Genomic DNA, 20,414 nt, shown 5'->3' with positions numbered 1-20,414 from the left:
ACGAGTGTGCCCCACGGCTACGACGACGGCGCGCCCGACGGCGACGGCACGCGGGGCCGGTGCGTCACTCGACGACGAGCTCGACGGGGACGTTGCCGCGGGTGGCGTTGGAGTAGGGGCAGACCTGGTGGGCCTGCTCGACGAGCTTGCGGCCCGTCGCGGCGTCGAGCGTGTCGGGGAGCTCCACGCGGAGCGTGACCGCCAGCCCGAAGCCCTCGCCCTCCTTGCCGATGCCGACCTCGGCGGTCACCGCGGCGTCGGAGAGGTCGACCTTGGCGTGCCGGCCGACCAGGCCGAGGGCGCTGGCGAAGCAGGCCGCGTAGCCGGCGGCGAAGAGCTGCTCGGGGTTGGTGCCCTCGCCGTTGCCGCCCATCGCCACGGGGAGGGCGAGGCCGACGTCGAGGCGGCCGTCGGAGCTGACGGCGCGGCCCTCGCGGCCGTGGGTGGCGGTGGCGACGGCGGTGTACAGGGTTTCCATGGGGACCATCCCTCTCGATCGAGGATCACGGCGGTTGGAGATCACGGCGGCCGCCTGTGCGGGCCGCCCGACGACCACCACAGTAGTACGCAATTAAGTTGTGCGCAATTAAATGCCCGCCGAGCTATCCTGGTGTCCATGACGAAGCAGCCGCCGACCGCCCCGCGCGGGAGCACGCCCCCCGAGGACTACCTCCGCCTGGACCGGCAGCTGTGCTTCTCCCTGAACGCCGCCTCCCGCGCGTTCGGCTCCGTCTACCGCACGCTCCTGAAGGACCTCGGCCTCACGTACCCCCAGTACCTGGTCATGCTGGCCCTCTGGGAGCACTCCGAGCTGCCGGTGAAGCGGCTGGGCGAGCTCCTGCGCCTGGACTCCGGGACGCTCTCCCCGCTCCTCAAGCGTCTGGAGGCGGCCGGGCTCGTGCACCGCGAGCGCAGCGCGCGGGACGAGCGCTCGGTTCTCGTCCGTCTCACGCCGGCCGGCGCGGAGCTGCGCGAGGAGGCGGCGCTCGTACCGGTCCGGATCGCCGCCGCCACCGGGTTCACCGCCCAGGAGGCCGCCGACCTGCGCGCTCTCGTGGAGAAGCTGACCCTCGCGCTCGACGGCGCGGCCCTGGACGGCACGCCACCCTGCGACTGACCCGCGCGGCGGTACGCCGGCCCCGCCGGCGACCGTTCAGTCCAGCTCCCGGACCACGCGCGCCGGATCGCCCTCGGCGAGGACGTTCGCCGGAAGGTCCTCGGCGACGACGCTGCCGGCGGTGACGATCGTATGGGCGCCGATGGTGACGCCCGGGAGGACGGTCACGCCTCCGCCGAGCCACACGCCGTCCTCGATCCGGATGGGCTTCGCGCCCCCCTGCGTGCCGGGTCGCGGCCCGGCGGCGTGGGGAGCGCCGGCCGTGTACAGCCGGCACCGGGGACCCATTCGGACCCCGGCCCCGACGGAGATCGGCGCACGGTCGAGGAAGACCGCGTCGAAGTTGATCCGGGAGCGTTCGCCGATCTCGATGAAGACCCCGAACTCGCAACGGAATCTCGGCGTCAGGCGGACGCCCGGCCCCACGCTCCCCAGCAGCTCCCGGAGGACGGTGTCTCTCTCCTCCTGGTCGTCCATGGTCGTGGCGTTGAACCGTTCCAGCAGGGCGGCACAGCGTTCGTGGTGGTGCCTCAGGGCGGGGTCGTCGGCCCGGTAGGGCTCCCCACGGGCCACCCGGCTCCTCAACTCGTCGATTTCCACGGCACAAGCCTCCTTGACGATCGATCGGAGCGGTATCAGTCAAACGACCGGTCGGACGCGGAGCGAGGACGGCTCCCCCGGCACGTCCGGCGGCATCGCGCGCAGTTGGTGCCGTGAGGTGACGCCGAGCTTGGGGAACACCTTGTACAGGTGGTAGCCCACGGTGCGGGGGCTGAGGAACAGCTGCGCGGCGATGTCGCTGTTGCTCATCCCGCGGGCGGCGAGGCGCACGATCTGCGCCTCCCGGGGCGTGAGCCGGTGCCCGCCGTCCCCGGATCCCGCGGCCGGTTCCTCCACCTGCTCGCCCGCGGCCCGCAGTTCGGCGAGCGCCATGTCCGCCCAGGGCCGGGCGCCGGCGGCCGTGAAGAGGCGCAGGGCCCGGTGGAGGTGCTCCCGCGCGGGCTTGATGCGGCGGGCCCGGCGGAGGCGTTCCCCGTGGAGCAGGTGGGTGCGGCCGGCCTCGAATCCCGACGGCGCCTCGGTGTCCAGGGCCGCCGCGAAGAGGTCGTCGGCCTCGTCGTCGGGGGCGAGGAGCGCCCGGCAGCGCCGCCACGCGGCGTGGAGGGCCGGGACGCCGGCCGGCGCGGCACCGCGTTCGAACTGTTCCAGGGCCGAGCGGGCGTCGTCCGTCCGCCCGGCGCGCACGGAGGCCTCGACAAGGTCGGGCAGGACGAGCCAGCTCATCATGAAGTGTTCCGCGGGGGCGCCGGGCGTGGTGGCCTCGCTCAGCAGCCGGGCGGCCGCCGCGGCCTTGCCCTCGGCCAAGGCGTTCAGGCCCAGGGCCCAGTGCGCGAGGGCCATGGTGGACGCGATGCGGCGCGGGGCGGCGACGTCGAGGGCCGCCTCCGCCAGTTCGGTGCACCGGTCGCGCTCGCCGCGCACGGCCGCGATCCAGGCGAGCATGGCGCGCAGGTGGGCGGCGGCGGCGAGCTGGCCGGTCTCGTCGGCGGGCAGGAGCGCCTCGGTGGCGTTGGCGGTCGCGGCGGTCCACTGCCCGGTGATGAGCTGGAGCGAGACGAGGGGCAGCACCGACAGCGGGAGGGCGCCCACCGCGCCGTTGCGGCGCAGGTCGGCGGTCGCGCGCTGGAAGGTCTCCAGGGTGGTCTCGGTGTCGCCCATCAGGTGGGGCAGGAACCCCGGCGGCCACATCCACGGCTGGGCGTGGGCGAGGCGGTGCCAGAGCGGAGCCCGGTCGTCGGCCGTCCCCGGGTCGTGGGTCCGGGCGCCGGCGCGGGGCGCCTCGCCGGACGACAGGCCGCCCAGGTAGCGCAGTTGGGCGCGGAAGTGGTCCGGGACCCAGCTCGTGGCCGAGCCGGTCCGCTCCAGCAGCGCGGCGATCCTCCCCAGCTCCTCCGGGCGGTTCGCCACCCACGCGGAGCGTGCCGCCATCACCAGCATCTCCTCGGCCAGGCAGGCGTCGCTGTCCAGGACGAGGCGGGCGCCGTCCAGGAGGGTGCGGCAGGCGGCCGCGGGGTTGCTGCTGGCGTGGATGACGGCGCCGCGCACCCTTGCCGAGCGGGCGCGCAGGGCTGGTTCCGGGGCCAGGGACTCGGCCTCGTCGAGCAGGGCGAGGGCCTGGGCAGGTTCGGAGGCCTCCCAGGCGCAGGCGGCGGCGTCGATGAGCCAGCGCGCCCGCACCCGGGGCGAGGTGGCGAACGCGGCGGCGCGGCGCAGCGCGTGGCCGGCGCTCGCCACGCCCCCGGCCCGGCGCGAGCGGTCCGCCCAGGCCGCGAGGAGTCCGGCCACGGTGTCGTCGGTGCCCATGGTGGCGGCCGCCAGGTGCCACACCCGGCGTTCGTCGTCCTCGTCCAGCACCCGGGCCAGCGCCCGGTGGGCGGCGTGGCGCGCGGGGAGCGGGGCGGACTGGTGGACGGCGGAGCGGACCAGCGGGTGGCGGAAGCGCACGCGCTGCTCGTCCAGGTCGATCAGCCCGGCCGCGGCGGCGGCGTAGAGGTCGGCGGTGGCCGTGTCCCGGTCGGCGGCGGCCGCGAGGATCGCGGCGAGGTCCCCGTCGCTCTCGATCGCCGCCAGCAGCAGGGCGTCGCTCCGCCGGCCGGAGAGCCGGCTCGTACGGCCCAGGTAGATCTGCTGGAGGCGGGCGTTGAGGGCGAGGTGCTCGGGCAGGGGGGAGCCGCCCCGGAGCTGGTCGTCGGTGAGCGCGGCGGGCAGTTCGCGCAGGGCGAGGGGGTTTCCCTCGGCCTCGCGCAGGAGGCGGTTCCGTACGGCGCGGGCGGCGTCGGGCGCCGTACGGGTCAGGAGGTCCTCGGCCGCGTCGGCGAGCAGCGGTCCCAGGACGAGTTCGGGCAGGCCGGTCGCGTCGAAGCGCCCGCAGGTGTCGCGGGCGGCGAAGACGATGGCCAGGCCCTCCGCCTCCAGCCGCCGCGCGATGAAGATCAGGGCTTCGGCGGAGGCCGGGTCCAGCCAGTGCGCGTCGTCCACGAGCACGAGCACCGGCGCCTCCTCGGCGGCGTCCGACAGCAGGGTCAGCCCGGCCAGGGCGACCAGGAACCGGTCGACGGGGGCGGTGCCCAGCCCGAACGCCGCGCGCAGCGCCCCGGCCTGGGGTTCGGGGAGCCGGTCCAGTCGGGGCAGGAGAGGTCTCAGCACCTGGTGGAGGCCGGCGCAGGGCAGCTCGACCTCGCTCTCCACGCCGACGACGCGCAGCACCCGGACGTCGGAGGGGGCGGTGCGCGCCAGGTCGTCCAGCAGGGTGCTCTTGCCGATGCCGGCGGGGCCGCGCAGGACGAGGGAGCCACTGCGTCTCCGCCGTGCGTCCCGGACCAGTCCGGACAGCCGCCGTTGTTCACGCTCCCGCCCTAAGATCATGGAATCCGTTTCCTTCCGCATCTCGCCGGTCGTTCGACAGATGCCCACGTCCCCCGCGCATCCGTGGTTTCTCTCCATGTGATCAGGACGAAGCACCGGTAGTCCGCGTTCCACCGCTCGGCCGGGTCGGGCGTCAGTGGCCGCCACTCGTCGTTCTCAGGCGCAAAGCAGCCCCCGTGCGGGCCTTCCCACCCTCAGGCGTCCAGCCAGCGGACCTCGTACGGCTCCAGGGTCAGGGGCCGGCCGTCGACCGCGGCTTCGACGTGCCGCGGCTCGGTGTTGACGACGAGCACGCCGCCCCCGCCGGCGAGGACCTCGATCCTGGCGCCGGCTCCGGCCGAGGCGGTGACCGGGCGGAAGGCGGTGCCCGGCGGGAACGCGCGGGCGAACCGGCTCAGCAGCCGTCCCATGGGCAGCTCGTGCCCTCCGTCGTCCAGCAGGGTGCTCCGCCACAGGCCGCCCGGGCAGTCGTCGCCGGGCGTCTGGGGGTTCCAGTAGAGGGCGGTGGCGGCGCCGCTCGCGGCCAGCCGCATCATCGCGGTGGCCTGGACCGCGGTACGGTGCCGCTCGCTCCAGCCGTCGCGGCCGCCCGGCCGGTCGTCGGCGGCGGGCGGTTCGACGTACCACTCGGCCCACCACACCGGGAGCCCGGTGAGGCGCCTGAGCCAGCGGGTGACGTCGGCGAACTTCTCGGTGGCGGCGAACTCGTCGGGGAGCGTCCGGTGGCCCTCACGGGTGTAGCTGGCCCCGTCCACGACGACGAAGTCCGCGCCCTCCTTGTGGTCGTTCCAGTAGCGGACGGCGTCGACGGAGCGCCGGTCGAGCGCGCCCCAGGGGCCGCGGACGTCGGGTGAGCCGTCCTCGTCGCCGGGCGGTTCGTGGTCGACCACGACGTAGGGGCCGCCGACGCGGTTCTCCGGGTTCCGCCGCTTCAGCTCGGCGTGGACGAGGTTGTACAGCTCCGTGTACCCCTCGTGGTTCCAGCGGCGCCGGTCCTCGTCGTAGAAGCCCTTCAGCTCGTTCCACACGAGGAAGTGCCGGATGTCCGGGTACCGGTCCGCCACCACGCCCGCGAGCCGCGCGAAGTCCGCGTAGTGCCGGGGGTGGGGAGCGTCCTCCAGCCGGGACCAGTCGGTGCGCCCCTTCCGCCCGCCCTTCATCCAGTCCGGGGCGCCGCACAGGGTGAGGACGGGGGTCGCGCCGGTGGCACGCATCAGCGCGACGCGTTCGTCGAGCGCCGCGAAGTCGTAGCGCCCGGGCGAGGGTTCGGGGTTCTCGGCGCCCCAGCCCATGAGGTGCTGGTTCTGCGGCATGGGCTGGGCGGCGAGCAGGGCGCCGGCCCGGCGGGTGGCGTCCGGCGCGCCGTGATCCGCGCTGTACCGGGTGTGGGTGAGGCCCATGCCCAGGTGGACGTCGTCCCCGTCGCCGTGCGTCGCGGGCGGATCGTCCCGTCCGCCTGCTCCGCGCGCGCCGGACAGCGCGTCCAGGCCCCATCGCCCCAGGCCGGACAGCGCCGACTTCCATGTCCCCTCGCCGCGCCCCACGATGGGCAAGAGTATCCGTGATCGTCCGGTTTTCCTACGGGTTGCCGTCGCACGCACGGCGCACGGCCCGCGCCGGACAGGGCAGTTGGCGCGCCCGGATGCCACCGGTGCGGCGACACGCCCCGCCGGTCCCGACGGAGCCGCCCCCCGTCGTTCGATACTGGGGCATTACGGTCATAGAGAGGTGGAGCGGGCGTGGGGAACGTCGTCAGGGCCTCGGGAGAGGTCCTCGCGTGGTGGGCCGGGCTCCTCGCGTTGTGGATCACGCTCATCAGCTCGGTCGACACGCTGGAGCTGGTCGTCGGCGCGGCGGCCGCGCTGGCGGCGGCCTGCGCCGCCCGTGGCGCGCGGCGGGCGGCCGACCGATGAACGGGTGGCTGACCGCGGCCGTCCTGCTGATCGTCGGCGGGCTGGGGCCGAGCCTGTGGGGCGCCTCGTCCGGCACGGCGGGGCGCCGGATCGTCGCCCAGAACATGGCGACGCTCCTGCTGTGCCTCGTCCTCCTGCTGCTGGCGCAGGGCTACGGGCGGCCGGCGTACGTCGACCTCGCGCTCGTCGTCTCGGTGCTGGGACCGGCCGGGACGCTCGTCTTCGCCCGCCTCCTCCTCGACCGCGAGGAGGAGGACCCGCCCGGCGCGCGGTGGCTGACCCCCGTCGTCGCGGTCGGCGTGCCGGCGACGCTCGTCCCGCTGTGCGTCGTGACCGGCCCCGGCCGGGCCATGGCCAAACTGCTCGTCATCGGCGCGCTGCTGCTCGCCGGGAGCGTGGCCACCACCCGGGCGGTGCGCCATGACTGACCTGATCGTCGACGTCTCGCTGCTCTTCGTGGCGGCGGCCGCGACGGCCGCCGTGCTCAACCGGGACCCGGCCCACCAGGCCGTGCTCCTCTCCCTGCTCGGCCTCGGGCTCGCGCTCGCCTTCACCGTGCTCCAGGCACCCGACGTCGGCCTGTCCCAGCTGGGCGTCGGAGCGGCCCTCACACCGCTGATGATCCTGCTGACCGTGCGCAAGGTGCGGCAGCGGCGGCACGGGAAGCGGCCGGGATGAGCCGCCGCGCGCGCACCTGGGTCCTGGCCGCCGGGCTGCTCGCCACCGGCGCGCTGCTCGTGGCGGCCTTCCTGGAGCTGCCGCCCTTCGGCGGCCCCTGGCATCCCTACGGCGACCGCGCGGTCGAGGCGTCCCTCCGACGGCACACCGCGAACACCGTCTCCGCCGTCAACTTCGACCAGCGCGCGCTCGACACGCTCGGCGAGGAGAGCATCCTCTTCGCCGCCGTCCTCGGCACGGTCGTGCTGCTCCGCCAGGCCCGCGACGAGCGGCGCGAGGCCCCGCGCCCCGTCCCCGTACCCCCGGCCCTGCGCCGCTACGGTCTCGTCGCCCTGCCGGTCACCCTGCTCACCGGCCTGTACGTGATCGCGCACGGCCAGCTCAGCCCCGGCGGCGGCTTCCAGGGCGGGGTCGTCGTCGCCACCGCCTTCCACCTGCTCTACGTCGGCGTCGACTACCGGGCCCTGGAGCGCGTCCGGCCCGTCGGCCTCTTCGAGATCGGGGACGCGGCGGGCGAGGCCGCGTACGTCCTGATCGGCGTGGCCGGACTGCTCGCCGGCTCGGCGTACCTGGCCAACGTCCTGCCGTACGGCACGTTCAACACCCTCTCCTCCGGCGGGACGGTCCCCCTGCTCAACGCCGCCGTCGGCATGGAGGTCGCGTGCGCGGTCGTCGTCCTGCTCGCCCACTTCCTGCGCCAGGCCCTGGAGATCGAGGGCGGCGGCGACAGGCCGCGGACGGCGCGCGCGACATGAGCCTGCTGCCCTGGCTGACGGCCGGATGGATCTTCCTGATCGGGGTGTACGGCCTGGCCACCAGCCGCGACCTCATCCACGCCGTCGGCTGCCTGTCGGTCGCCCAGTCCTCCACGTACGTGCTGCTGCTGGCCGTCGGCTACCGGCGGGGCGGCACCGCGCCCGTCTTCTCCGACACACCGGTGGACGCCCGCGTGGTGGACCCCGTCGTCCAGGCCCTGGCGCTCACCGACGTCGTCGTGGGCGCCACGGTGACCGCGCTGCTGCTCGCCCTCGTCGTCCAGACCGCCAAGCGGCACGGCACCACCGACCCCGACGCGCTCCAGGAACTGAGGGGGTGAGCCCCATGGACCGGCTGCTGCCGCTCGTCGTGGTGGTGCCGCTGCTCGGCGCCGCCCTGCTGGTGGGCACGGGCCGGCACCTGCCCCGCCCGGTCGCGGAGAGCCTCGGCTGCCTCGCCGCCGCCTCCTCCGCCGGCCTCGCCGCGGTCCTCCTCTCCCGGGGGACAGCGGTGACCTGGCTCGGCGACTGGGTGCCGGAGCACGGCCACAGCGTCGGGATCGTGCTCGTCGGCGATCCCGTCGGCCTGGGGCTGGCCACCCTGACGTCCCTGCTCGTCGTGGCCGTGCTGGCCTACTCCTGGCGGTACTTCGACGAGCCGCCGCGCGGCCACCCCGGAGCGTTCCCCGCGCTCGTCCTGCTCTTCCAGGCCGGCATGTGCGGCTTCGCCCTCACCGGGGACCTCTTCGACGCCTTCGTGTTCTTCGAACTGATGGGCGTCGTCGGCTACGCGCTGACCGGCTACCGGGTCGAGGAGCCACAGCCCGTGCAGGGCGCCCTCACCTTCGGCTTCGTCAACTCCCTGGGCGCGTACGCGTCGCTGCTCGGCATCGCCCTGCTGTACGCCCGTACGGGGGAGCTCGGCATGGCCCAGGTCGGCAGGGAGCTGGACGCGGCGCCGCGCCGGGACGCGCTCGTCGTCGCCGCGTTCGTGCTGGTCCTGACGGGGCTGCTGGTCAAGGCGGCGGCCGTACCCTTCCACTTCTGGCTGCCGGACGCCCACGCGGTGGCCCCCACCCCGGTGTGCGTGCTGCTGTCCGGGGTGATGGTGGAGATGGGGGTCTACGGCGTCGCGCGCGTCCACGCGACCGTCTTCGCCGGTCCCGGCGGCATCCCGGCGGAGGACTACCGGCGGGCCCTCGTCGTCCTCGGGGTGCTCACCGCCCTGGTCGGGGCGGTGATGTGCTGGCAGCAGCGGCACGTGAAACGCCTGCTCGCCTTCTCCACCATCGGCCACACCGGGCTCTTCCTCACCGGCCTCGCCACCGGGACCCCGGAGGGCGTGGCCGGCGTCTGCCTCTACGTGCTGGGGCACGCCGGCGCGAAGGCCTCCCTCTTCGCCTGCACCGGGGTGCTCCTCGACCGGCACGGCACCGTGGACGAGGGCGAGCTCCACGGCCGGGGACGGGACATGCCCGTCCTCGGGGCGCTGTTCGCCCTCGGGGGCCTCGTCCTCGCCGGGCTGCCGCCCTTCGGTATCGCGCTGGGCAAGGCGCTCACCGAGGAACAGGCCACCCTCCTGCCGCTCCTCTTCCTCCTCGTCTCGGCGGTCACGGGCGGCGCCGTGCTGCGCGTGGCCGCCCACGTCTTCCTGGGAGCGGGCCGGCCTCCCCGTACGACACCACCGGAGACCAGGGGCGACGAGGAACCGGAGACGAAGCGGCCGGTGCGCCGCCCGCCACGGCCGATGGTGACCGTGGCCGGGGCGCTGCTCACGGGCTCGCTGGCGGTGGGCGTGGTCCCCGCCCTGGCCCGCGGCGCCGACACCGCCGCGCGGGCCTTCACCGACCACGCGGGCTACGCCGCCACCGTCCTCGACGGCGCCCATGTGGCGCACGAGGGACCGTACGCCTGGTGGACCTGGTCCGGCGCCGGCCTCGGGCTGCTGTCGGCGGCGCTCGCCGCCGGCCTCGCAGCGGCGGCGGTGCGCGCCGCGTGGCCGGGCGGCGACTGGACCGCGCCGCTGCGCCGGCTGCACTCGGGACACATCGGGGACTACGTGGCATGGACGGTGGCGGGCATCGGGCTGCTCTCGGCACTGGTCCTGTGACCCGTGGGCCGGCCGCCCACGCCCGGCTCGGCGTGGGCGGCCCGGAAGGCCGGACGAACCGCCGTCCGCAAGGAGTAGCCCGGCTCTCCGTACGAGCGGAAAACCCCGTGGGCCGGATTCCTTCCGGGCCCGGGCGGTCACCCGTAGCAGCACGGGCCCTCCCCGTCCGCCCGACCGAAGGGACTCCACCGCCATGCGCGTCGCATTCCTGTCCGCGCCCGAGGGCGTCGAACAGATCGAGCTGACCGATCCCTGGCACGCCGTGCTGGGCCTGGGCGACAGCCCGCAGCTGATCTCCACCGCTCTCGGCCGGGTCCAGGCCTTCCACCACCTCGACAAGGCCGACACCTTCGCCGTCGACAAGGACCTGGACGACGCCCGGGCGGACGACTACGTCGCCCTGGTCCTGCCCGGCGGCGTCGCCAACCCCGACGCCCTCCGCCTGGACGAACGCGCCGTGGCGTTCACCAAGGCCTTCTTCGCCGCGGGCAAACCCGTCGCCGCCATCTGCCACGCGCCCTGGACCCTCGTCGAGGCCGACGTCGTACGCGGCCGGACCCTCACCTCCTGGCCGAGCCTGCGCACCGACATCCGCAACGCCGGCGGCACCTGGGTCGACGAGGAGGTCGTCGTCTGCACGGATGGCCCCAACTCCTTGATCACCAGCCGCAAACCCGGCGACCTGCGCGCCTTCTGCTCGGCCCTCACCGAGGCACTGGGCAGGACACCGGGCGGCTGAGGCCGGACCAGGAGGGGTCAGGAGACCGCGACGGCGTACAGCGCCTCGCCCATGGGCGAGCCCTCTCCCGTGATGTGGGCACGGATCGACGCGATGTAGTCGTCGCGGCGGACGCGCCCGTCCCCGTCGGCGTCGAGCGTCCCGAAGGCCGCCTCCGCGTTGCCGGCCGGGTTCCCCAGCGCGGTCCGCAGCACCGTGAACTCCGGCAGGGTCAGGGCGCCGTCCCGGTCGGCGTCGGCCAGGTCGAACAGCGAGCCGAGCACGGGCGCGCAGACGCCGTCGAAGGCCTCGGCCCCGGCCCAGGCCGCGTACTCGTCGAAGGTCACCTTCCCGTCGCCGTCCGCGTCCATCGCGGCCCACGCCCGCGCGCCGGCCGTGCGCGCCGTCACGACGAGGGGGTCGTCGTCGGACCGTCCGGTCGCCGCCGTCACGCGCTCGGCCCGCGCGTCGTACTCGTCCTTCGACAGGACCCCGTCCCCGTCCGCGTCCAGCATCGTGAACACGAGCCGCTTCGCCGTGATGTCGTTCACCGGTTCCTGGTTTCCCTTCCAGCCGAGGTGTGGCTGTCCACCCTCACGCCGGACCTCCGGTCCCGGCGGAAGGCTCGCCGTGGACGCCCGGTGCGCGGAGGCGCGTTCCCCGCGTACGGGTGCGACGCACGCGGTGCGGGTGCCGCCGGACGCCCGGGGGAAGCACGGCAGGCGGGGGTAGCCATGGGCCGGCAGCGCGGGGAGACGACATGTGGAGGGCTCGTTGATGCTCGGTGGTCGTGGTGCGGGAATGGCGTTGAGCGCCCTGGTCCTGGTGGGTTCGTCATGGGCCTGGGCGCCGGTCGGTCGGGCCGACGGGGGCGGGCACGCGGGGGCGGGGGGCGTCGTGTGCACCGGCCGCGGCGACGCCGTCTACGACCCGCCGTTGACGCTCAGCCCGCAGCGGACCCGCGTACGCGCGGACTCCCGGTACGTCTGCGCCGTCGCTCCCGGCCGGGCCGTCCCGGCCACGAGCCACCTCGACGCCTCGGCACCGGGCGCGACGTGCCTGGCCCTGGGCGGCGGGGCCCGCGCGAGGGAGACGATCGTGTACGCCGACGGCCGCCGGTCGCTGATCGCCTACGACCGGGCCACCACGGTCCGCGCCGCCGGCACCGCTCTCCTGCGTTTCACCGGCAAGGTCGTCCAGGGGCGCGGCGAGGGACAGCCGGCGCGGCGGACGGTGTCCGCGCGGGCCGACGGGCTGCCCACGGAGTGTCTGACCTCCGGCGTACGGGACAACAGCGGCGGGGTGCAGGTGGAGCTGGGGGTGTGAATTCCCGGGCTCCGGCGGCATGATCGGTCCCATCGCTCCGGGCCGCGTGCCCGGCCGTCCGCACGAGGGAGGCGATCACCCGACCATGGCCGGCGACGCACAACAGGGCTTCACGGCGGCCACCGGCACCGAGCGGCCGTCGCCGTGGAGTCCCGACGAGCGCGCGGCCGCCGTCCGGCAGGCCATGGACGGGCTCCGGCAGATCCGCGCCCTGATGAATCCCCCGGCCGGCAGAGACGTGTCGGTGCCCGCCGAATGGGAACGCCGGCAGCCCGTACGGGCTGCCGCCCTGGCCCTGGAGGCGGCCGGCATCCCGCCCTCCGCCACCGGGGAGGACGGACAGCCCTGCGCCACGGGCTACCGCGTCGCCGTCCACGAGGGGACCGTCCGCGTCGAATGGCTCGGCGCCCCCGGCACGGGGGCGGCCTACGAGCAGCACGAGGGCCTCCAGCGCTGCGCACGCGCGCTGGAGGCAGCGGGCTGGCAGGCCCTGGAGTACCGGGGAGCGCGCCGGCACCGGTGGCTGGAGATCGAGCCCCTCCCCTGACCGGCGCCCCCACGGCGTCCTGACGCCCACCCCCGTCACCCGTACGGCCGTACTCGATGAGCCGCTGGGAGGACGGCCGCCCTACGGTTATGGGTCCAGGTGTCCGATCGCTCGAACATCTGATCCTCGTGGAGGTCAACCATGAACCGACTTCGAGCCCACGCCCTCGCGGCGGCCCCCGTCGCCCTGCTGATCGGCCTGGCGGCCCCGGCGGCGGCCGCGGACGACCCGCTGCCGGTCCCGCCGAGGACCCCGCGCGCGGCCTGCGAGACCCCGGCCGCCGACGCCGTTCTCACCGCCCAGGAAGGCATCACGCTCAGGAACTGCGGCGAGGTGAAGGCCGCCGCCAAGACGTGGCACTGGATGGGCAACTACGGCTCGGTCTACGACGTGGTCAACACCGCGAACGGCGCGGGCATCGGGGCCGGCGAGGTCATGACCCAGTACCTCAACGGGGTGTACCCGACGTTCATGTTCTACTGAGCCCCGCGCGGCCGCTCCCGGCCTGCGGACGACGACGGAAACCTCACGCCACGGTGGCGTGAGGTTTCGGACTCCGTCCTCTTGATCTCAAGCGCGCTTGAGGTTCTACGGTGATCCCATCAGTGACCGACCCACGGGGGGGGAGAACCTCATGAACGACACCCAGGACCAGGGCCAGGACCAGCAGCAGGACCAGGAACTGGCCGCCCAGCCCGTCGCCTACTGGACCGGGGTCGCCTACGAGGAGATCATCCGGTTCATCCGCGAGCGGCAGGCCGAGCTCGGGTTCACGCAGCCTCAGTACTGGATCCTGCGGCACCTGTCGAAGGACGACATCTCCGTCGACGGACACGGCATGACCGTGCCGGAGCTGGCCGACGCCATGAAGTCCTACCTCCGGCGCGAGGACGATCTGGAGGCCGACGCCACGGTCATGGTGGACCGGGGCTGGGTCACCCGTGACGCCCAGGGGCGTCTGTGGATCACCGAGGCCGGCGACGCGGCACGTGCCGGTCTCAAGCAGCAGGCCCCCGCGTGGCGCGACACCATCCACGAGGGCATCGACGACGCGGACTACACCACCACGATCAAGGTCCTGCGGCGCATGATGCGCAACGTCGGTGCCGCGACGGCCTGAACCCGTACCCCCGCGGGACCTGTCGGTCAGTCGGCCGCCTGCGCCCCGGGGCTCGCCGTGCGCGGGCCCTTCTCCTGGGTCTCCCGCGTCTCCCGGGTGGCCTGGGCCGGCAGGAGGGCCCGGCCGGCGCGGCCGCGGGAGGTGAGGAGGCGCACCAGCGGGTTGACGGTGGCCGTGGCCAGGAGGGCCGTGATCAGGAGCGCGGTGAAGACCTCGTCGGAGATGATGCCGGCGTCGCGACCGATGCCGAGCATGACGACCTCGCTGAGTCCCCGTGTGTTGAGGAGCGTGGCCAGGAGCGCGGCGTCCGTGCCGGACATGCGGATCAGCCGTGCGCCAAGAAACGTTCCTGCGAACTTGCCCGCGCACGCCACGACGAACGCGCCGGCGATCTCGACGGCACCGGCCGCGCCGAGCCGGGTGATGTCGACGGTGAGCCCGGTGAGGGCGAAGAAGACGGGGATGAGCAGGGTGCCCGTGTGGTGCAGCGGCGCTTCGAGGGAGCGGCGCAGGTGCGGGGGCAGGTCGCGGGGCATGGCCAGGCCGAAGGCGAAGGCGCCGAGCACGGCGTGGACGCCGATCCAGGCGGTGGCGCACGCCGACAGCAGCACGCCGCTGCTGACCACGAGGATCAGCGGGAGCGGGTGTTCGCCCTCGCGGTGGCGGCCCAGGAAGCGCCGCAGCAAGGGGCGTACGACGCACGCCATGACGAGGACGTAGGCCAGGACCTGTACGAGGGACCGGAGGCAGTGCGCGAGGTCGCCGCCCCGGGCCGCGGCGAAGACCGCGGCGACGGAGCACCAGGCGGCGGCGTCGGTGATCGCCCCGCAGGCGGTGGCCGTCACACCGACGGTGCTGTGCAGGAGTCCGTTCTCCGTGGTGATGCGGATGAGGACGGACAGCGCGCCGATGGACAGGACGATGCCCAGGAAGGTCATGAAGACGCCGGTCGGTACGCCCGGCCCGGTGACGGCGGGGCGCCGCGCGACGAGGACGGCGGCGAGGAGCAGGGCCAGGGTGAAGGGAACGGCCAGGGACGTGGCGGTCACGGTGAGGACGGACCGGAAGCGGCCGCGCAGGGCCTGGAAGTCGATCTCCCAGCCGGCGATGAACATGAAGAGGGCGATGGCCACGTCGGCGATGGTGGCCAGGTGCGGCCGGACCTCCTGGGGGAAGAGGATGCCCGAGACGTCCCCGGGCAGCAGTCCCAGGACGCTGGGGCCCAGCAGCAGTCCGGCGGCGATCTCGCCGACGACGACCGGCTGGCGCAGCCGCCGCCGGACCGGGCCGATCGCCACGCCGGTGAGCAGGATGACGGCCACGCCGGCGAGCAGCGTCGTGGTGGGTGACGAGCCGTGCAAGGTCCCGATGCCTCCCCGTGTCAGGTGCGCGGACGCCGTGTGCGGATATCCGTGCCCAGTGCATGTATATGCGTCGCTTCGTCACCTTAGGGAGGGCTCGGGGTGTTCCGGGAGGGGATGCCGGGTGACCCACCCGAAAGCATGGGGGCTGAGATGACGGTGTTCTCGTGCGACAGTCGGGCGGTCATCCGGCGGTCGGCGGAGGGAGGACGACGCCCCGGCGACTGAGCTTGAGCGTGTGGATGGTGTCCCGGGACAGCAGCCTGCCGACGAGCGTCGCGACGACGACGGTGAGCGCGACGGGTGGCACCAGGACGTACTGTCCGGTGGCCTCGAAGGCGAGCGCGATCGCCGTGATCGGGGTGCCCGAGCAGCCCGCGAAGACGGCCGCCATGCCGGCCGGACCGTACACCGCGACCGTCACCGCCGACGCGGGCAGCAGCGACGCGGCCGCGCCGCCGTACGCCGCTCCGAGCGCGGTACCGACGAAGAGGCTGGGCGCGAGCACGCCGCCCGCCCCTCCTATGCCCAGGGTCACGCTCGTGGCGAGGATCTTGCCCGCCAGCAGCAGGAGCAGGAATCCCGGCAGGTACCCGTCGCCCATGACGGCCCTGATCACGGGATAGCCCGATCCGTAGAGCTGCGGCACCGCCAGCAGCAGCCCGCCCAGGGCGAGTCCGCCGACGGCCGGCTGCAACCAGCGCGGTCCGCGCCAGGCCCAGGCGCACATGTCCTCCACCCGGTACATGGTGTACGCGAACAGCACGCTGACCACCGCGGCGGCCACCCCGAGCGGGAGCAGCGACACGTACTGGACCGGCTGGACGGCGGGCAGCTCCGGCAGCGGAAGGAGGACCGGCGCGTCGAAGAGTTGCCGGGTGACGAGCGTGGCGGTGAGCGCGGCGAGGGCGACGGCGCCGAAGAGCTCGGCGGTGCAGACGCGCAGGATGAGTTCCATCGCGAAGCAGGCGCCGGTCAACGGGGCGTTGAAGGTCGCGGCGACCCCGCCGGCCGCGCCGCAGGCCAGCAGCAGGCGGCCGTGCTCCTGCCCGGCCCGGGTCAGCCGGCCGAGGAGTCCGCCGAGGGCCGATCCGATCTGGACGGCGGTACCGCTGCGGCCGAGCGACCCGCCGGAGCCGATGCACAGCGCGGCGGCCAGGGCCCGGACGGCCGCGCGCCGCACGGGAATCCGGCCACCCGGCCGCGAGGCCGCGAGCATCACCTCGGGCAGGCCGTGCCCGCGCGGTCCGGGTGCGAAGCGGTGGAGGACGGGCCCGTAGAGCAGTCCGCCGACGACGGGCGCGGCGAGGAGGACGTACGGTCCCAGGGCCGGCAGCAGAGGGTGGACGGCGGCACCGTCCACGTGGTCGGCGCCGCCGCGGAACAGCGTGGTGAGGGCGTCGGTCAACGCGCAGAAGGCGACGGCCCCGAGACCCGCGCCCGCGCCGGTGAGCGGTACGAGAACGGCGAGGATCCAGGGCGCTCGGCGTATTCGGTCGGGTATGCGCGGGCCGGGGCGGCCCGGGCGTCGTCGGGGCGGCCGGGGGTGGACGGATGCGTCGGCAGAGTGCGCAGCGGGTGTGCCGCTCATGCTCCCCTCCTCGTTCGCTTGGCAATTATGCGAACGCCGGCATGGACCGCACGGGCGTTCCGCGGAAGAGGTGCGGACCGGCTCCGCTTACAGGGGCGCACCGGCTTTTCGGTCGGATCCCGCCACGGTGCACCGCTGTGGCACTACGCTTTTGAGACACGGACTTCGGCCATCGGGGGTTGGCATGGCGCATGGGGCGGGGGACGGGCAGCCGGGTCCGGGGGGAGGTCCCGTACCGATACCCCCGGGGCCTCCGGGAGGGCAGCAGCACCGGGTGCGCAACGGCGTGATCGTCGCCGCGGTGATCACAGCGGTCGGAGGCATCGCCGCGGCGGTCATCGGGGGGGCTGCTGAAGAACGATTCGACACCCACGCCCACCCAGCAGCCGACCACGCGGGCGTCGTCCTCCGAGACGGCGTCCGGCGACAGGTCATCCGACGGTCCGATCGCGAGCAGGACCTCCTCGGCAGCCGCGAAGGTGCGGTGGCGCGGCCCCGTCACGCTGCCCCTCTCGCTCAACGTGCCGTCGCGGGAGGGGATGGAACTCGACACCGGGAATCCCGTCCTCGCGGGCGTCGACGACGACCTCCGGGGCGATTACCAGACCTCGCCCAAGATCGTGGTCTTCAGCGGTCACGCCGCGGAGATCCCCGGGGACGTCGACGGTCTGAGCCGCTCCGCGTGCGAGAAGCGGCTGCCGCCCAAGGTCCCCAAGGGGCCCGTCTGGATCGACGCGAGGCGGGGGAACGGCATGGGCGGCACCTACTGCTTCAACACCACCGAGGGGCGGGTCGCGGCGTTCTCGGTGGTCTCCGCGGATCCGATGCCCCTGCCGGAATCGATCACGCTCAAGGTGGTGCTCTGGGAGTGACACGGAGATACGGAGCGGTGTCCCGCTCCCCTATCGCACCGGGAGGCAGGCCTTCACCCCGCCCTGGCCGCCGCGGTTGAACGCGCTGATCCGTTCCTGCGCGTTGCCGTGGTCCTTGGAATTGGTCCACGGCGTCTCGTCGCTGAGCTTGGTGAGGGCGGCCGACAGTTCCTCGGTGTCGCCCGGCTCGAATCGCAGCTCGTCGGAGCCGAAGAGGGTCGCCCCCGCCAGGCAGTCGGCCTGGAGTTCCTGGGCCACGGCCTTCAGGCCCAGGACCCGGTTCTGCACGGCGTGGCCCCATTCATGGGCGATGACCAGATAGACCCAGGAGTCCCCCTCGGCGTATCCGTCGCGCATCAGCTTGGCGTCCCAGGCGAGGAAATCCCCGGCCGGGCAGTAGAAGGCATTGCCGGGAGGCGCCGGTTCACCCGCGCACGCCGGTGCGACCGGGCTCCCGGCCGTATAGGCACCGGCGACGCGTGGTGGTGCGTAGGAGCCGGTGAAGTAGGTGTTCCAGTTCTTCTTCCAGAAGTCGTTCACGGCGTTGACGGCGTCCCGGGTCTCCGACATCCACGCCGTGTCGGAACCCGGGGCGCCGGTCTGCGGTCCGCGCCTGTCGACGGCGGCGGTGACCGGCTTGTCGGCCGCTGCGTCGTCCGAACAGCCGGTGAGGCCGAAGGGAAGACATATCGTCACGGCCATAAGGCAATTGCGGTATCGGGCCACGGCTGCCTCCAACCCCCGAGCTTTGGCAGACGGACACCCATCACCGTAGCCTTCGCCGGACGCGCGGCCCCATACGAAGAAATGCGCAGCCGGAAGCTCGAAAGACGCCACGCTCCCCCGCACACACGTTCAGCGGAATTCCTTTCCCTTTGTTTCCCGCTTCCCGGCCGCTGTGGGGTGGGAGGGGGAAGCAGGACGACGACCCCCGTGCGCCGTCCTCCCCCCTTCACGGGCCCAGCATGTCCGGGGCGGGGCACCGGTGTCGTCAGCAGAGCGTCCACGATCGCTTGGCACCGCGTCCACGTGATGGGATCGGTTGTCATGGACAATCAGCGGCGCGTTCTCCTCGTGGCCTACGACGACGCGCAGATCCTCGACATCGCCTGCCCCAGCGGCGCCCTCGACATCGCCAACCGCTACGGTGCCAGCCCGCCCTACTCCATCGAGCTGGGCACCACCGGCCGCCCCACGGCCCGCAGTTCGGTCGGGATCGTGCTCGGGCCGGGGCGGGACCTGGCGGCGGTGACCGGCCGGCTGGACACGCTGATCGTCGTGGGCGGGGTCGGGTACGCGGAGGCGGCGGCCGACGAGCGGCTACTGGCGCAGGTCCGGCGGCTCGCCGGGCACAGCCGGCGCGTCGCGTCCGTGTGCACCGGCACGTTCGTCCTCGCCGCCGCGGGCCTGCTGGACGACCGGCGGGTGACCACGCACTGGGGGTACGGCGAGCGGCTCGCCTCCCGGCACCCCGCCGTGGCCGTCGACGTGGGACCGCTCTACATCCGTGACGGCCACGTCTACACCGCCGCCGGGGTCACCAGCGCGCTCGACCTGACGCTGTCGCTGATCGAGGAGGACCACGGGCCGACGCTGGCCCGCGCCGTCGCCCGCGAACTCGTCTCCTACCTCCACCGGCCCGCCGACCAGGCCCAGATCAGCATGTTCCTGGCCGCTCCCCCGCCGGAGGACCGTCTCGTGCGGGACCTCACCGGCTACATCGCCGGCCATCTGGCCGAGGACCTGACGCCGACGGCGCTCGCGGCCCGGGCCGGGGTGAGCCCCCGGCACCTGACGCGGCTGTTCACCACGCACCTCGGCACGACCCCGGCACGGGCCGTGCGCGCGGCCCGTACGGAGGCGGCCGTGCACCTCGTGCGCTCCAGCACCCTCTCGCTGTCCGCCATCGCCCGCCGCTGCGGGTTCGGGTCGGCACAGACGCTCCGGCAGGCGTTCCTCGATCACTATGGCGTCACCGGGGACAGGATTCGCAGGATGCCGGACATGCCGCGCCCAGGCCCCCCGTCGCACCAGGACACTCGGGTGCCATGAGGCATTCGATTCCCACGACGCGCAGGACCGTCCTCCGGGGGACCGCGGCCACGGCCGCGCTCGCCGCCGCGGGCCTGACCCAGGCCGGACCCGCGCAGGCCGAGAACGCGCACGCCGAGTCCGCGTCCACCGAGTCCGCACCCGCCGCCCGGACGGACGCGGGCGGCACCGGCCTGGACATCGGCATCCTGCTGTACGACGGTTACAGCCTGCTGGACCCCACCGGTCCGGCCGAGGTGCTGTCCCGGCTGCCGGGGGCCCGGGTCACCATGATCGCGGAACGCAGGGGGCCGGTCCGTACGGACACGGGGGACGTCGCCGTGGTCGCCGACCGATCGATCGCCGAGACGGACCGGCTGGACGTCCTCGTCGTCCCCGGCGCCGGCGATCGCGGCGTGGTCGCGGCGATGAAGAACCCCGCGCTCCTGAGCTGGATCCGGCGCGTGGACCGGCACACGCGCTGGACGACCTCGGTGTGCACCGGCGCCCTCGTCCTCGCCGCCGCGGGGCTGCTGAAGGGACGTCGGGCGACGACGTACTGGGCCTCGGCCGACTATCTGCGGTCCGAGTTCGGCGTGGAGTACCGCCCGGAGCGATATGTGCGCTCCGGGAAGATCATCACGGCGGCTGGGGTCTCGGCGGGCCTGGACATGGCCCTGTACCTGGCCTCCCTCATCGCCGGCGACACGACCGCGAAGGCCCTCCAGCTGGCCGTCGAATACGACCCACGGCCCCCGTTCGACTCCGGCGACGCCACGAAGGCCGACCCGGAGCTCAAGGCCCTCGCGCTGCGCCTGCTCGCGGACTCGGCCTCGTGACCGCCGCGAC

23 protein-coding genes are annotated in these 20,414 nt (G+C 74.1%); 15 read left to right on the top strand and 8 right to left on the bottom strand.

Annotated elements, in window-relative coordinates:
• Window positions 1-64 precede the first annotated feature (64 nt).
• Window positions 65-478 carry an organic hydroperoxide resistance protein gene (locus tag AC07BS_RS25380; RefSeq protein WP_478649426.1) on the bottom strand — a complete coding sequence of 138 codons (414 nt, stop codon included), beginning with the start codon at window positions 476-478 and terminating at the stop codon, window positions 65-67.
• A 138-nt stretch (window positions 479-616) separates the two neighbouring features.
• On the opposite strand from AC07BS_RS25380, the gene AC07BS_RS25375 reads away from it, so the two are divergent.
• The gene (locus AC07BS_RS25375; RefSeq protein WP_478649424.1) at window positions 617-1,117 is read left to right on the top strand and encodes a MarR family winged helix-turn-helix transcriptional regulator; all 501 of its coding nucleotides are present in this window, start codon (window positions 617-619) and stop codon (window positions 1,115-1,117) included.
• Between the two features lie 36 nt (window positions 1,118-1,153).
• Here the strand turns inward: AC07BS_RS25375 and AC07BS_RS25370 are convergent, their stop codons facing one another.
• The 3 genes from AC07BS_RS25370 to AC07BS_RS25360 all read right to left on the bottom strand — a co-directional run bounded on the left by AC07BS_RS25370 (window position 1,154) and on the right by AC07BS_RS25360 (window position 6,087).
• Window positions 1,154-1,717 carry a sugar O-acetyltransferase gene (locus AC07BS_RS25370; RefSeq protein WP_478934599.1) on the bottom strand — a complete coding sequence of 188 codons (564 nt, stop codon included), beginning with the start codon at window positions 1,715-1,717 and terminating at the stop codon, window positions 1,154-1,156.
• A gap of 39 nt (window positions 1,718-1,756) precedes the next feature.
• Window positions 1,757-4,543: a helix-turn-helix transcriptional regulator gene (locus tag AC07BS_RS25365; protein WP_478649419.1), complete on the bottom strand. Its 2,787-nt coding sequence runs from the start codon at window positions 4,541-4,543 to the stop codon at window positions 1,757-1,759.
• 194 nt (window positions 4,544-4,737) lie between these two features.
• Window positions 4,738-6,087: a xylan 1,4-beta-xylosidase gene (locus AC07BS_RS25360; RefSeq protein WP_478649417.1), complete on the bottom strand. Its 1,350-nt coding sequence runs from the start codon at window positions 6,085-6,087 to the stop codon at window positions 4,738-4,740.
• Window positions 6,088-6,282: 195 nt separating this feature from the next.
• Here AC07BS_RS25360 and AC07BS_RS25355 point away from each other — a divergent pair, with 195 nt between their 5' ends.
• The 7 genes from AC07BS_RS25355 to AC07BS_RS25325 all read left to right on the top strand — a co-directional run bounded on the left by AC07BS_RS25355 (window position 6,283) and on the right by AC07BS_RS25325 (window position 10,738).
• Complete coding sequence (locus tag AC07BS_RS25355) at window positions 6,283-6,456, top strand: hypothetical protein (RefSeq protein WP_478649415.1); 174 nt, start codon at window positions 6,283-6,285, stop codon at window positions 6,454-6,456.
• Window positions 6,453-6,884 (top strand): MrpF/PhaF family protein, encoded by a 432-nt coding sequence (locus AC07BS_RS25350; RefSeq protein ID WP_478934598.1) that lies wholly within the window; start codon window positions 6,453-6,455, stop codon window positions 6,882-6,884. Before AC07BS_RS25355 ends, AC07BS_RS25350 begins: the two co-directional genes overlap by 4 nt.
• Window positions 6,877-7,134 carry a Na(+)/H(+) antiporter subunit B gene (locus tag AC07BS_RS25345; RefSeq protein ID WP_478649409.1) on the top strand — a complete coding sequence of 86 codons (258 nt, stop codon included), beginning with the start codon at window positions 6,877-6,879 and terminating at the stop codon, window positions 7,132-7,134. The genes AC07BS_RS25350 and AC07BS_RS25345 overlap by 8 nt, the downstream gene beginning before the upstream one ends.
• Window positions 7,131-7,889 (top strand): MnhB domain-containing protein, encoded by a 759-nt coding sequence (locus tag AC07BS_RS25340; protein WP_478934597.1) that lies wholly within the window; start codon window positions 7,131-7,133, stop codon window positions 7,887-7,889. The genes AC07BS_RS25345 and AC07BS_RS25340 overlap by 4 nt, the downstream gene beginning before the upstream one ends.
• Window positions 7,886-8,230, top strand: coding sequence for a sodium:proton antiporter (locus AC07BS_RS25335; protein WP_478649405.1), 345 nt, complete (start codon window positions 7,886-7,888; stop codon window positions 8,228-8,230). The genes AC07BS_RS25340 and AC07BS_RS25335 overlap by 4 nt, the downstream gene beginning before the upstream one ends.
• A 5-nt stretch (window positions 8,231-8,235) precedes the next feature.
• Window positions 8,236-9,999 (top strand): complex I subunit 5 family protein, encoded by a 1,764-nt coding sequence (locus AC07BS_RS25330; protein ID WP_478934642.1) that lies wholly within the window; start codon window positions 8,236-8,238, stop codon window positions 9,997-9,999.
• A 193-nt stretch (window positions 10,000-10,192) separates the two neighbouring features.
• Window positions 10,193-10,738 (top strand): type 1 glutamine amidotransferase domain-containing protein, encoded by a 546-nt coding sequence (locus AC07BS_RS25325; RefSeq protein WP_478649402.1) that lies wholly within the window; start codon window positions 10,193-10,195, stop codon window positions 10,736-10,738.
• Window positions 10,739-10,755: 17 nt separating this feature from the next.
• Here the strand turns inward: AC07BS_RS25325 and AC07BS_RS25320 are convergent, their stop codons facing one another.
• Window positions 10,756-11,268: an EF-hand domain-containing protein gene (locus AC07BS_RS25320; RefSeq protein WP_478649399.1), complete on the bottom strand. Its 513-nt coding sequence runs from the start codon at window positions 11,266-11,268 to the stop codon at window positions 10,756-10,758.
• A 250-nt stretch (window positions 11,269-11,518) separates the two neighbouring features.
• Here AC07BS_RS25320 and AC07BS_RS25315 point away from each other — a divergent pair, with 250 nt between their 5' ends.
• From AC07BS_RS25315 to AC07BS_RS25300, 4 genes are all read left to right on the top strand, one after another.
• Window positions 11,519-12,043, top strand: coding sequence for a hypothetical protein (locus AC07BS_RS25315; RefSeq protein ID WP_478934596.1), 525 nt, complete (start codon window positions 11,519-11,521; stop codon window positions 12,041-12,043).
• An 85-nt stretch (window positions 12,044-12,128) separates the two neighbouring features.
• Entirely contained in the window at window positions 12,129-12,590 is a 462-nt protein-coding gene (locus AC07BS_RS25310; protein ID WP_478934595.1) for a hypothetical protein, read from the top strand.
• 141 nt (window positions 12,591-12,731) lie between these two features.
• Complete coding sequence (locus tag AC07BS_RS25305; protein ID WP_478934594.1) at window positions 12,732-13,073, top strand: hypothetical protein; 342 nt, start codon at window positions 12,732-12,734, stop codon at window positions 13,071-13,073.
• Window positions 13,074-13,224: 151 nt separating this feature from the next.
• Window positions 13,225-13,710 (top strand): MarR family winged helix-turn-helix transcriptional regulator, encoded by a 486-nt coding sequence (locus AC07BS_RS25300; RefSeq protein ID WP_478934593.1) that lies wholly within the window; start codon window positions 13,225-13,227, stop codon window positions 13,708-13,710.
• A 26-nt stretch (window positions 13,711-13,736) separates the two neighbouring features.
• Here the strand turns inward: AC07BS_RS25300 and AC07BS_RS25295 are convergent, their stop codons facing one another.
• Together AC07BS_RS25295 and AC07BS_RS25290 are read right to left on the bottom strand one after the other, a co-directional pair.
• A complete protein-coding gene (locus AC07BS_RS25295; RefSeq protein ID WP_478649387.1) occupies window positions 13,737-15,071 on the bottom strand; it encodes a cation:proton antiporter in 1,335 nt (444 codons plus the stop codon).
• A gap of 184 nt (window positions 15,072-15,255) precedes the next feature.
• On the bottom strand, window positions 15,256-16,662 hold the full coding sequence (locus AC07BS_RS25290; protein WP_478934592.1) for a chloride channel protein: 1,407 nt from the start codon (window positions 16,660-16,662) through the stop codon (window positions 15,256-15,258).
• A gap of 539 nt (window positions 16,663-17,201) precedes the next feature.
• Between AC07BS_RS25290 and AC07BS_RS25285 the strand changes: the two genes are divergently transcribed.
• Entirely contained in the window at window positions 17,202-17,534 is a 333-nt protein-coding gene (locus tag AC07BS_RS25285) for a hypothetical protein (protein WP_478934591.1), read from the top strand.
• 30 nt (window positions 17,535-17,564) lie between these two features.
• Here the strand turns inward: AC07BS_RS25285 and AC07BS_RS25280 are convergent, their stop codons facing one another.
• Window positions 17,565-18,230 (bottom strand): neutral zinc metallopeptidase, encoded by a 666-nt coding sequence (locus tag AC07BS_RS25280; RefSeq protein ID WP_478649378.1) that lies wholly within the window; start codon window positions 18,228-18,230, stop codon window positions 17,565-17,567.
• Between the two features lie 351 nt (window positions 18,231-18,581).
• Between AC07BS_RS25280 and AC07BS_RS25275 the strand changes: the two genes are divergently transcribed.
• The gene (locus AC07BS_RS25275) at window positions 18,582-19,586 is read left to right on the top strand and encodes a GlxA family transcriptional regulator (protein ID WP_478649376.1); all 1,005 of its coding nucleotides are present in this window, start codon (window positions 18,582-18,584) and stop codon (window positions 19,584-19,586) included.
• Window positions 19,583-20,404 (top strand): DJ-1/PfpI family protein, encoded by an 822-nt coding sequence (locus tag AC07BS_RS25270; RefSeq protein ID WP_478649373.1) that lies wholly within the window; start codon window positions 19,583-19,585, stop codon window positions 20,402-20,404. The genes AC07BS_RS25275 and AC07BS_RS25270 overlap by 4 nt, the downstream gene beginning before the upstream one ends.
• Window positions 20,405-20,414: the final 10 nt, after the last annotated feature.

This window comes from Streptomyces sp. NPDC044063 (genome assembly GCF_056434285.1).
The sequence above is the reverse complement of the archived record's forward strand: the minus strand, read 5'-3'. Positions and strand labels throughout refer to the sequence as shown.

Coding starts and splice junctions, on each gene's coding strand:
- AC07BS_RS25350 (WP_478934598.1), top strand. CDS start 6,453: ATGAACGGGTGGCTGACCGCGGCCGTCCTGCTGATCGTCGGCGGGCTG.
- AC07BS_RS25270 (WP_478649373.1), top strand. CDS start 19,583: ATGAGGCATTCGATTCCCACGACGCGCAGGACCGTCCTCCGGGGGACC.
- AC07BS_RS25335 (WP_478649405.1), top strand. CDS start 7,886: ATGAGCCTGCTGCCCTGGCTGACGGCCGGATGGATCTTCCTGATCGGG.
- AC07BS_RS25300 (WP_478934593.1), top strand. CDS start 13,225: ATGAACGACACCCAGGACCAGGGCCAGGACCAGCAGCAGGACCAGGAA.
- AC07BS_RS25305 (WP_478934594.1), top strand. CDS start 12,732: ATGAACCGACTTCGAGCCCACGCCCTCGCGGCGGCCCCCGTCGCCCTG.
- AC07BS_RS25380 (WP_478649426.1), bottom strand. CDS start 478: ATGGAAACCCTGTACACCGCCGTCGCCACCGCCACCCACGGCCGCGAG.
- AC07BS_RS25325 (WP_478649402.1), top strand. CDS start 10,193: ATGCGCGTCGCATTCCTGTCCGCGCCCGAGGGCGTCGAACAGATCGAG.
- AC07BS_RS25345 (WP_478649409.1), top strand. CDS start 6,877: ATGACTGACCTGATCGTCGACGTCTCGCTGCTCTTCGTGGCGGCGGCC.
- AC07BS_RS25365 (WP_478649419.1), bottom strand. CDS start 4,543: ATGATCTTAGGGCGGGAGCGTGAACAACGGCGGCTGTCCGGACTGGTC.
- AC07BS_RS25310 (WP_478934595.1), top strand. CDS start 12,129: ATGGCCGGCGACGCACAACAGGGCTTCACGGCGGCCACCGGCACCGAG.
- AC07BS_RS25275 (WP_478649376.1), top strand. CDS start 18,582: ATGGACAATCAGCGGCGCGTTCTCCTCGTGGCCTACGACGACGCGCAG.
- AC07BS_RS25290 (WP_478934592.1), bottom strand. CDS start 16,662: ATGAGCGGCACACCCGCTGCGCACTCTGCCGACGCATCCGTCCACCCC.
- AC07BS_RS25340 (WP_478934597.1), top strand. CDS start 7,131: ATGAGCCGCCGCGCGCGCACCTGGGTCCTGGCCGCCGGGCTGCTCGCC.
- AC07BS_RS25330 (WP_478934642.1), top strand. CDS start 8,236: ATGGACCGGCTGCTGCCGCTCGTCGTGGTGGTGCCGCTGCTCGGCGCC.
- AC07BS_RS25315 (WP_478934596.1), top strand. CDS start 11,519: ATGGCGTTGAGCGCCCTGGTCCTGGTGGGTTCGTCATGGGCCTGGGCG.
- AC07BS_RS25285 (WP_478934591.1), top strand. CDS start 17,202: ATGGAACTCGACACCGGGAATCCCGTCCTCGCGGGCGTCGACGACGAC.
- AC07BS_RS25375 (WP_478649424.1), top strand. CDS start 617: ATGACGAAGCAGCCGCCGACCGCCCCGCGCGGGAGCACGCCCCCCGAG.